Source organism: Streptomyces sp. URMC 124 (assembly GCF_051386455.1).
Lineage (GTDB): Bacteria > Actinomycetota > Actinomycetes > Streptomycetales > Streptomycetaceae > Streptomyces.
Genome location: NZ_JBPQTS010000040.1, coordinates 37995 through 47378, shown reverse-complemented (window position 1 = coordinate 47378; position 9384 = coordinate 37995). Strand labels below are relative to the sequence as shown.

The window sequence follows — 9384 nt, the reverse complement described above, 5'->3', positions numbered from 1 at the left end:
CTTCCCGGCAAGGACTGGCGCTCGGCCCTCGACGCCAAGAACAAGGCCCAGCTGCGCCGCCGCCTCGCCGAGACCGGCGCCGACACCGTCCGCTCCGCCGAACTCGCCCCCGGCGACGAGCCGGAGGGCCTGCCCGGCCGGCTCGCCGCGCTGGGCGTGGCCTACCCCTGCGTCGTCAAGCCGCGCGAGGGCGTGGCCAGCGAGGACGTCGAGCTCGCCGAGGACGCGGCGGCCCTCGTACGCCACTGCCACGCCATCCGCGGCCGCAGACCCGGCGCCTCGCTCGTCGTGGAGGAGTACCTGGAGGGCGAGCTGCACACCCTGGAGACGCTCGGCGACGGCAGCACCCTGCACGCCCTGGCCTCGTTCCGCACCCGCCTGTCCCCGCTGCCGCACTTCATCGAGGAGCGCCTGGACCTGCTGCCCGCGCCGCCGCAGCCGCACACGGAACAGGTCCTCGCCCAGCTGCGCGCCCTCGGCATCGGCTTCGGCGCCTGCCACACCGAGTACGTGGTCCAGGGCTCGCGCGCCCGCATCATCGAGGTCAACTACCGCGCCATCGGCGACCAGTGCGACATCGCGCTCGCCGACGCCCTCGGCATCCCCCTCTTCGAGCACATCCTGCGCACCCACCTCGGCGAGCCGCTGCCCGCGGACCTCGGAGCGCGATCCGACGGCCGGTTGCGCGTGGAGTATGTCTGTGCGGACCGCGGGGGTACGCTCGAAAAAGCGCCCCCGGCGAGCGATACCGAGCGTGATGGCGTGCGGCTGGTCTACCGGCCGCTGCGCGCGGCCGGCGAGGCGCACCCGCTCCACCGCACCAACCGCGACTACCTCGGCGTCATCAGGGCGACCGGCACCGACCAGGGCCGGATCGACCAGGCGGTCGAGGCATTCCTGGCCGCAGAGCGCTGGGAGATCCTGTCATGAGCCTGACCAGCACGGACGGGGTGGAGGACGACCTCCTGCGGCGCGTCCTCAGCACCCTGCTCCGCGAGGACGCCTACGGCCTGCGCCGCCACGCCCTCACCGAGCACCGCCCCGACGGCGACTGGCTCCACCTGCGCACCGCGGGCGAGACCCTCCTGCTGCCCGTCGCCCCCGACGGCTTCCAGTGCGAGGTCCAGGCGCGCGAACCGCTCCTCGAGACGGACGGCGGCGTCCTCACCGGCCTGCGCCCCGTCCTGGCCCGGCTGCGGGCCGCGGTGCCCGCCGAGGACCGGGCCGGCTACGACGCCTTCCTCTCCGAGTGCGAGGAGGCCCTGGCCGCCGCGCGCCTGCACGACCGCGTCCGCGACGGCGTCACCGCGCGCCTGGCGCAGACCTACGGGCGGCGCACCTGCGGCTGGACGGGCCCGGGCGGCTCCCTCGCCTACGACACCCTCGCCGCCTACCGGGACCACCCCGTCTACCCCACCGGCCGCTCCCGCTCCGGCCTCAGCGAAGGCGAACTACGCGCGTACGCCCCTGAGTTCCACCCCTCCTTCTCCCTGCGGTGGCTCGCCCTCCCGCACGGCGCCGTGCGCGGCGACCGGTCCGGCCTGCCCGACTGGTGGCCCGCCCCCGGCGGCCTCGGCCTGAGCGGGCTGGACGCCACCCACGTCGCCCTGCCCGTCCACCCGCTCACCGCGGCCGGCCCGCTGGAGGCCGCCCTGCGCTCGGCCGGACTGGGCGGCTCCGCCCGCTTCGCCGAGAAGCCCTGGCTGGAGGTGCTGCCCACCCTCTCCACCCGCACCGTCGCCGTCGCCGACGACCCCGCCGTCCACCTCAAACTGCCCCTCGCCACCGCCACCCTGGGCCTGCGCAACCGGCGCACCATCAAGCCCGGCACCCTCCTCGACGGCGAGACCGGCCAGCGCCTCCTCGAAGAGGTCATGGCCCACGAGCCGCGCTTCGCCGGGCGGATCCTCCTCGCCGACGAGCGCACCCACCTGCAGTCCGACCACGAGCTCCTCGCCGTCCTCGCCCGCCGCTACCCCGCGGGCCTGCAGGACGCCCACGTCCTGCCCGTCGCGGCGCTGCTCGCCCGCACCCCCGCCGGCGCCCTCGTCGCCGACGAACTCGCCGAGCGCTACTACGACGGCTCCCTCACCGCCCTCCTCGACGCCTACCTCACGCTCCTCCTGGACTGGCACACCACCCTCTTCTCGTACGGCATAGGCCTCGAGTCCCACCAGCAGAACACCTCCCTCGTCCTGGACGCCCCCGGCGGCCGGACCCGAATGCGGCTGCTGCTGAAGGACAACGACGGGCCGCGCGTGCACGGCGTGCGCCTGGCCGCCCGGCTCGGCGGGGAAGCCGCCGACCTGCTGGGCTTCGACGACCGGCGCATCCTCGTGGCCGGCGACGGGCCCGTGGCCGACGTGTTCGCCACCATCACCGTCCACCTGTGCGCCGCCGCCCCCCTCTTCGAGCTCGCCCGGCTCGGCCGCGCCCCCCTCGGCGAACTCCTCGCCCGCCTGCGCGACCGGCTCACCGAGGCCGTCGAACGCACCGCGGACACCGCCCCCGGCGCCGCCGCCGTGCTGCGCGCCCGCGTCCTCGACGCCGACCGGCTGCCGGTCAAGGCCATGGTCACCGCCGGCACCCTGCTCACCAAGGAGCGCTCGGGCGCGTCCGACATCAACAAGCACTACGTGCAAGGGCCCAACTACCTGCGGGGCGCCGGACGATGACGGCCGTACTCCACGACGGCCGCACCCGCGAGGAACGGCCCGTGCTGCGCACCCGCCAGGTCCACGCCGTCGCCGCCTGCTACTTCGTCGCGTCGTTCGCCGCCCTCGGCCTGCCGCCCTACCTCACCGAGATCCTCCCCGCCCTCGGCGACCACGGCGCCCGGTGGGCCGGGCTGCTCTACATCGTCCCCACCGTCTTCGGCGCCCTCGGCGCACCCCTGTGGGGCCGCCTCGCCGACCGCTACGGCCGCAAGCGCCTGCTGCTGCGCGCCCAGCTCGGCCTCGCCCTGTCCTTCCTGCTCGCCGGGCTGGCCGACAGCCTGCCCGCCTTCGCCGCCGCCCTCGTCCTCCAGGGCGTCCTCGGCGGCACCTTCGCCGCCTCCAACGGCTACCTGGCGGCCTCCCTCGACGGGCACAAGCTCTCCTGGGCGCTCACCCTGATGCAGGGCAGCGCACGCCTCGCGCTCGTCGCCGCGCCCGTCGTCGTCGGCGGCCTCACGCCCTGGCTCCCCCCGCACCGCCAGTACGCCCTCCTCGCCGTCCTGCCGCTGGCCGCCGCCCTGATGCTGGCCGCGCTCCCCGAGCCGCCGCGGACGGCGGCCCCGGCACCCGCCGCCCCGGAGGGGGAGGAGCCGCGGCCCGGACCGCTGCGCACCCTCTACGCCCTCGAATTCGCCTTCGTCCTCGCCACCGTCATCTCCTACCCGTACCTCATCACCCTCGTCGGCGAGCGGCTGCCGGGCCTCGGCCCCTCCGCGAGCGGCGCGCTCTTCGCCCTCCCGCACGCCTGCTACCTGCTGCTGGCCAAGCCCGTCCACACCGCCGTCGCCCACCGCCCGCACCTCGGCGCCGTCACCGGCTTCGCCTGCGTGGCCGTCGCCCTCGCCGGGCACTGGGGAGCCGCCACCGTCACCTCCTTCGTGGCACTGAGGGTCCTCCTGGGCGCCGGCATGACGCTGGGCCTGGTCAGCCTGTCCGCCCTCGCCGCCGAGGCGAGCCGGGGCCGCGGGCCCGGCCGCCTCTTCGGCTCGCTGGAGTTCATATCCAAGGCCGGAGCCGTCGTCGCCGGAGCGGCAGCCGCCGCCTCCACCGGCCTCTGGGGCCCGGCCGCACCCGCCGTCGCAGGATCCGCCGTCGCCGCCCTGACGGCCGTCGTCAGCACCCCCACCCTCCTCCGCACCCGCTGGAGCCGCTGAATGTCCTCCGCACCCGCCGCCGCCCCCGCCGGCGTGGCCACCGCCGACCACGTGGTCGCCCACACCCTGCTCAACTGCCTGCTGCGCGAGGTCTCCGGGCCCGAGCACCAGACCGCCGTCACCGACGGCCACCTGGTGCTGCGCCTGCCCCGCTGCGGCGTCCTGCTCCGCGTCGGGCTGCGGCGCGCCTCCCTGATCGGCGCCCACCGCTTCACCGGCCCCGTGCGGACCCAGCGCGACGGCACCTGGACCGAGCTGACGTGGCAGGAGCTCGCCGAGCACATCCACCGCGAGCTGGAGCTGCGCACCGGCGTCCGCAACGACGAGTTCCTCGGCCAGGTGGCCGCCAGCCACGCCGGTGTGACCGCGGCCCTGGGCGCCCCGCGCGGCGCGGCGGGCCCCGACCTGTACATGGACTCCGAGCAGTCCCTGCTGTTCGGCCACCGCTTCCACCCCACCCCCAAGGCCCGCACCGGCGCCGCGGAGGACTGGGGCCGCTACGCCCCCGAGGCCCGCGCCCGCTTCCCGCTGCACCACCTGGCCGTGCGGCGCGAGCACGTGCGCGAGGAGAGCGCGGCCGACGGGGCGCTCGCCGCCCTCGACCGGCAGCGGCCCGTCCCCGACGGCTACCGGCTGCTGCCCGCCCACCCCTGGCAGCACGCGATGCTGCGCGACCACCCCGTGCTGCGCGCCGCCGTCGCCCGCGGCGACGTCCTCGACCTCGGCCCCGGCGGCGAGCCCTTCGAGCCGACCGCGTCCGTGCGCACGCTCTACGACGGCCGGGACTTCCTGAAGTTCAGCCTCAACGTGCGCATCACCAACTGCCTGCGCAAGAACGCCGAGTACGAGCTGGCCGGCGCTGTCGCCCTCACCCGCCTCCTGGAACCCGTCGCCGCCGGCCTCACCGCCCGCTTCCCCGGCACCGGCCTGCTGCGCGAGCCCGCCTACCGCACCCTCGACCTCGGCAGCCGCGAACTCGCCGAGGGCTTCGGCGTCATCGTCCGCGAGGGGCTCGGCGCCCGCCTCGCCCCCGGCGTCACCGGGCTGCTGGCCGCCGCCGTCGCCGACGAGTACCCCACCGGCGGCGCCCACCTCGGCGCACTGCTGCGCGGCGCCGGCCCCGCGGAGGCCCTCGCCTGGTGGAAGGCCTACCTCGCGCTGCTCGTCCCGCCGGTGCTGGCCGCCTACTTCGACCACGGCGTCGTCCTCGAACCCCACCTGCAGAACGTCGTCGTGGGCGTCGGCGCCGACGGCATGCCACGCCAGGTGCTCTTCCGCGACCTGGAGGGCGCCAAGCTGCTCCCCGAACACCACGCCGCCGCCCTCGCGGCGCTCCCCGCGGACGTGGCCGGGCCCCTCACGTACGACCGCGAGCGCGGCTGGGACCGCGTCGTGTACTGCCTGGTCGTCAACCACCTCTCCGAGGTGCTCGCCGCCCTCGCCGACCTCCACCCCCGCCTCGAACCCGAGCTGTGGTCCGCCGTCCGCCGCATCCTCGCCGACCGCGCCGCCGCCCACGGCAACCCCCCGCTGCTGCGCGCGCTCGTCGCCGGGGTGCCGCTGCCCGCCAAGGCCAACCTGCTCACGCGCTGGGAGCGCAAGGCCGACCGGGACGCCGGCTACGTGCGCATCGCCTCGCCCCTGGTGCCGGACGTGCTGTCCGCCCTCACCACGGGCGCCCGCACCGAGACCACCTGGAGCGCCGCACAGTGATCCTGCCCCGTGTCGCCCGGCTCGCCGCGGACCTCTCCGCCGGGGAACTACCCTCCTACGTCTACGACCTGACGGCTCTGGCCGCGCACGCCGCCGACGTGCGCGCGGCCCTGCCGCCGGAGACGGAGCTGTACTACGCGGCCAAGGCCAACCCCGCCCCCGAGCTCCTGCGGGCCCTCGCCCCGCACGTCAGCGGCTTCGAGGTCGCCTCCGGCGGCGAACTGGCCCACGTCCGCGAGGCCGTCCCCGGCCTGCCGCTCGCCTTCGGCGGGCCCGGCAAGACCGAGGCCGAACTGCGCCTCGCGCTCGGCCTGGGGACCGAGCGCATCCACGTGGAGAGCGAGAGCGAACTGCGGATGCTGGCCGCCCTCGCCGCCGAACGCCCCGGCGAGGCGCCGGTGGACATCCTGCTGCGCGTCAACCTGCCCGTGGGCGAGAACGGGGACGAGGGCGAGCGCGGCGGCCGCGAGAGCCGCGGCGGCCGCGGAGAGCTGGCCGGGGCGGCCCTGGCCATGGGCGGCCGGCCCAGCCCCTTCGGCCTCGACCCGCGCCGCGCCGAGGCGTGCCTGCCCCTGCTGCGCGGCACCCGGCTGCGGCTGCGCGGCATCCACGCCCACCTGGCCAGCGGCCTCCCCGCGCCCGCCCTGCTCGCCGTCGCCGCCCGCATCACGGCCTGGGCGCGCGAGCTGGACACCCGGCACGGCCTCGGGCTGGAGGAGGTGAACGTGGGCGGCGGCATGGCGGTCGACTACGCCCGCCCGTACACCCGCTTCGACTGGGCCGCCTACGGCGCGGGCCTCGCCCGGCTCGCCACCGCGCACCCCGGCTACACCCTGCGCATCGAACCCGGCCGCGCGCTCACCGCCCACTGCGGCTGGTACGTCACCGAGGTCCTCGACGTCCGGCACAGCCACGGGGAGGCCTTCGCGGTCGTGCGCGGCGGCACCCACCACATGCGCACCCCCGCCGCGAAGGGGCACGACCACCCCTTCACGGTGCTGCCCGCCGACACCTGGGAGCGCCCCTGGCCGCGCCCGGCCGCGCTGGACGAACCCGTCACCCTCAGCGGGCAGTTGTGCACGCCGAAGGACGTCCTCGCGCGGGCGGTGCCGGTGGCCGAGCTGCGGGCGGGGGACCGGATCGCGTTCGCGATGGCGGGCGCGTACGCCTGGAACATCTCGCACCACGAGTTCCTGATGCACCCGGCGCCCTCCTTCCACTTCCTGTCCTGAGCGGGCGGGGGCCGGGGCCGGCCCAGCAGTTGGCCGGTTCCCACTGGTTTCCCGGCGTTTTACTCCTACATGGATGGTGAATGCATCTATGTGGGCGTACCGTTGATCCCCGCGGTCCCCGCCGCCCCCGAGGCGGGGACCGCACCCCACGGGGGAGCAGCCGTGCCCGGACACCCGGGCCGGCCTACCGAAAGGGGACAACGCAACGATGTGCGGGATCACCGGATGGATCTCCTACGCCGACGACCTCACGGCCCTCACCACGGCGCGCGGCACGCTCGACGCGATGACGGGGACCATGGCCTGCCGCGGACCCGACGCCGGCGGCACCTGGCTCGACACCCACGCCGCCCTCGGCCACCGCCGCCTCGCCGTCATCGACATCGAAGGCGGCGCCCAGCCCATGCGCGTCGAACGCGACGGCCGCACCCTGCTCGTCACCACCTACAGCGGCGAGGTCTACAACTACCGCGAGCTGCGCGCCGAACTGGAGGGCCGCGGCCACGCCTTCCGCACCAGCAGCGACACCGAGGTCGTCCTGCACGCCTACCTCGAATGGGGCGAGGACTTCACCGAGCGCCTCAACGGCATGTACGCCTTCGCCCTGTGGGACCCGCGCACCGAGGAACTCCTCCTCGTCCGCGACCGCATGGGCATCAAGCCGCTGTACTACCACCCCACCCCGGACGGCGTGCTCTTCGGCTCCGAGCCCAAGGCCATCCTCGCCCACCCCGCCGTCCGCCCCGCCGTCGACGCCGAGGGCCTCGCCGAGCTCATCGCCTTCACCAAGACCCCCGGCCACGCCGCCTACAAGGGCATGTACGAACTGCCCCCCGGCCACACCGCCCGCATACGCCGCGGCGGCCTGGTCCTGCGCCGCTACTGGGCCCTGGAGGCCCGCGAGCACACCGACGACCTCACGACCACCGTCCGCCACGTGCGCGACCTGCTCGACGACATCGTCGGCCGCCAGCTCATCGCCGACGTCCCCCTGTGCACCCTGCTCTCCGGCGGCCTCGACTCCTCCGCCATCACCGCCCTCGCCGCCCGGGGGCTCGCCGGCGCGGGAGCCGGACCCGTGCGGTCCTTCTCGGTCGACTTCACCGGCCACACCGAGAACTTCGTCCCGGACGCCCTGCGGCCCACCCCCGACGGCCCCTACGCCCACGCGCTGGCCGCCCATGTCTCCTCCCACCACTCCGACATCGTCCTCGACACCGCCGACCTGATGGCCAAGGCCCACCGCGACGCCGTCATCACCGCCCGCGACATGCCCGTCAGCGGCTTCGGCGACGGCGACGTCTCCCTCTACCTGCTCTTCAAGGCCATCCGCGAACAGTCCACCGTCGCCCTGTCCGGCGAGTCCGCCGACGAGGTCTTCGGCGGCTACCGCTGGTTCCACGACCCCGCGCACGTGCACGCCGACACCTTCCCCTGGGCCGCCGCCGGCGCCGCCGACCGCTTCTCCGGCGAGCACAGCGGAGGGCGCGCGGCCCTCCTCGACCGCGGCCTCCTCGCCAAGCTCGACCTCGCCGGATACCAGGACGCCCGCTACCGCGACGCGCTCGCCGAAGTGCCCCGCCTGCCCGGCGAGCAGGGCCTGGAACGCCGCATGCGCGAGATCGGCTACCTGCACCTGACGCGCTTCGTCCAGCTGCTCCTCGACCGCAAGGACCGGGCCAGCATGGCCGTCGGCCTGGAGGTCCGCGTCCCCTTCTGCGACCACCGCCTCGTCGAGTACGTCTTCAACACCCCCTGGGCCATGAAGACCTTCGACGGCCGCGAGAAGTCCCTCCTGCGCGCCGCCACCCGCGACCTCCTGCCCGACCTCGTCGCCGACCGCGTCAAGAGCCCCTACCCCAGCATCCAGGACCCCCGCTACGCCGCCGCCCTGCGCACCGAGCTCCGCCGCGTCCTCGCCGACAAGGACGCGCCCGTACGGCCCCTGCTCGACACCGCCGCCGTCGCCGGATCCCTCGCCGACGACGCGGGCGAGTCCTTCCGAGCCGCCACCGAGCTCGTCCTCAACCTGGACACGTGGCTGCGCATGCACGACACCGCCCTGGAGCTGTAGGGCTTGCGGAAGCGGTAGAGTCCGCACGTGGCCCTGAAGATCACCGTCGACCCGGACGCGGCCGAGCCGCCCTACGAGCAGATCCGCGCCCGGATCGCCGACCGCGCCCGCTCCGGCGAGCTGCCCGTCGGCTTCAAGCTCCCGACCGTCCGCGGCCTCGCCGAGGAACTGGGCCTCGCCGCGAACACCGTCGCCAAGGCCTACCGCGCGCTGGAGACCGACGGCGTCATCGAGACGCGGGGCCGCAACGGCACGTTCGTCGCCGCGCCCGGCGACACGGCGGCCCGCGAGGCCGCGGCGGCCGCCGCGGCTTTCGCCGCGCGGGCGCACCGCCTGGGCCTGGACCACGAGTCCGCCCGCGCAGCGGCGGAGGAAGCCCTCCGCGCGGCCTACGGCTGACCCACCCGGCCGGGCGGGCCCGGCACCGCCGGACTGCGCCGTCGTGGCGTTTCTCCGCTGCGGCGGAAAGAAAAGAAAGGGTGCGGCCGGTCGGG

General features: G+C 75.6%; 7 protein-coding genes. All 7 read left to right on the top strand.

Annotated elements, in window-relative coordinates:
* A partial coding sequence (locus ACSNOG_RS11500) for an ATP-grasp domain-containing protein (RefSeq protein WP_436752494.1) occupies positions 1 to 930 on the top strand: 930 nt, incomplete at its 5' end.
* The gene (locus tag ACSNOG_RS11495; protein ID WP_436752493.1) at positions 927 to 2675 is read left to right on the top strand and encodes an IucA/IucC family protein; all 1749 of its coding nucleotides are present in this window, start codon (positions 927 to 929) and stop codon (positions 2673 to 2675) included. The genes ACSNOG_RS11500 and ACSNOG_RS11495, both read left to right, overlap by 4 nt.
* Positions 2672 to 3871 (top strand): MFS transporter, encoded by a 1200-nt coding sequence (locus ACSNOG_RS11490; RefSeq protein ID WP_436752492.1) that lies wholly within the window; start codon positions 2672 to 2674, stop codon positions 3869 to 3871. The genes ACSNOG_RS11495 and ACSNOG_RS11490 overlap by 4 nt, the downstream gene beginning before the upstream one ends.
* On the top strand, positions 3872 to 5584 hold the full coding sequence (locus ACSNOG_RS11485) for an IucA/IucC family protein (protein ID WP_436752491.1): 1713 nt from the start codon (positions 3872 to 3874) through the stop codon (positions 5582 to 5584).
* On the top strand, positions 5581 to 6816 hold the full coding sequence (locus tag ACSNOG_RS11480) for a type III PLP-dependent enzyme (RefSeq protein WP_436752490.1): 1236 nt from the start codon (positions 5581 to 5583) through the stop codon (positions 6814 to 6816). Before ACSNOG_RS11485 ends, ACSNOG_RS11480 begins: the two co-directional genes overlap by 4 nt.
* 208 nt (positions 6817 to 7024) lie before the next feature.
* Positions 7025 to 8890 carry an asparagine synthase (glutamine-hydrolyzing) gene (asnB, locus tag ACSNOG_RS11475; protein ID WP_436752489.1) on the top strand — a complete coding sequence of 622 codons (1866 nt, stop codon included), beginning with the start codon at positions 7025 to 7027 and terminating at the stop codon, positions 8888 to 8890.
* A gap of 27 nt (positions 8891 to 8917) precedes the next feature.
* Entirely contained in the window at positions 8918 to 9289 is a 372-nt protein-coding gene (locus ACSNOG_RS11470) for a GntR family transcriptional regulator (protein WP_436752488.1), read from the top strand.
* The last annotated feature ends 95 nt before the right edge of the window (positions 9290 to 9384 follow it).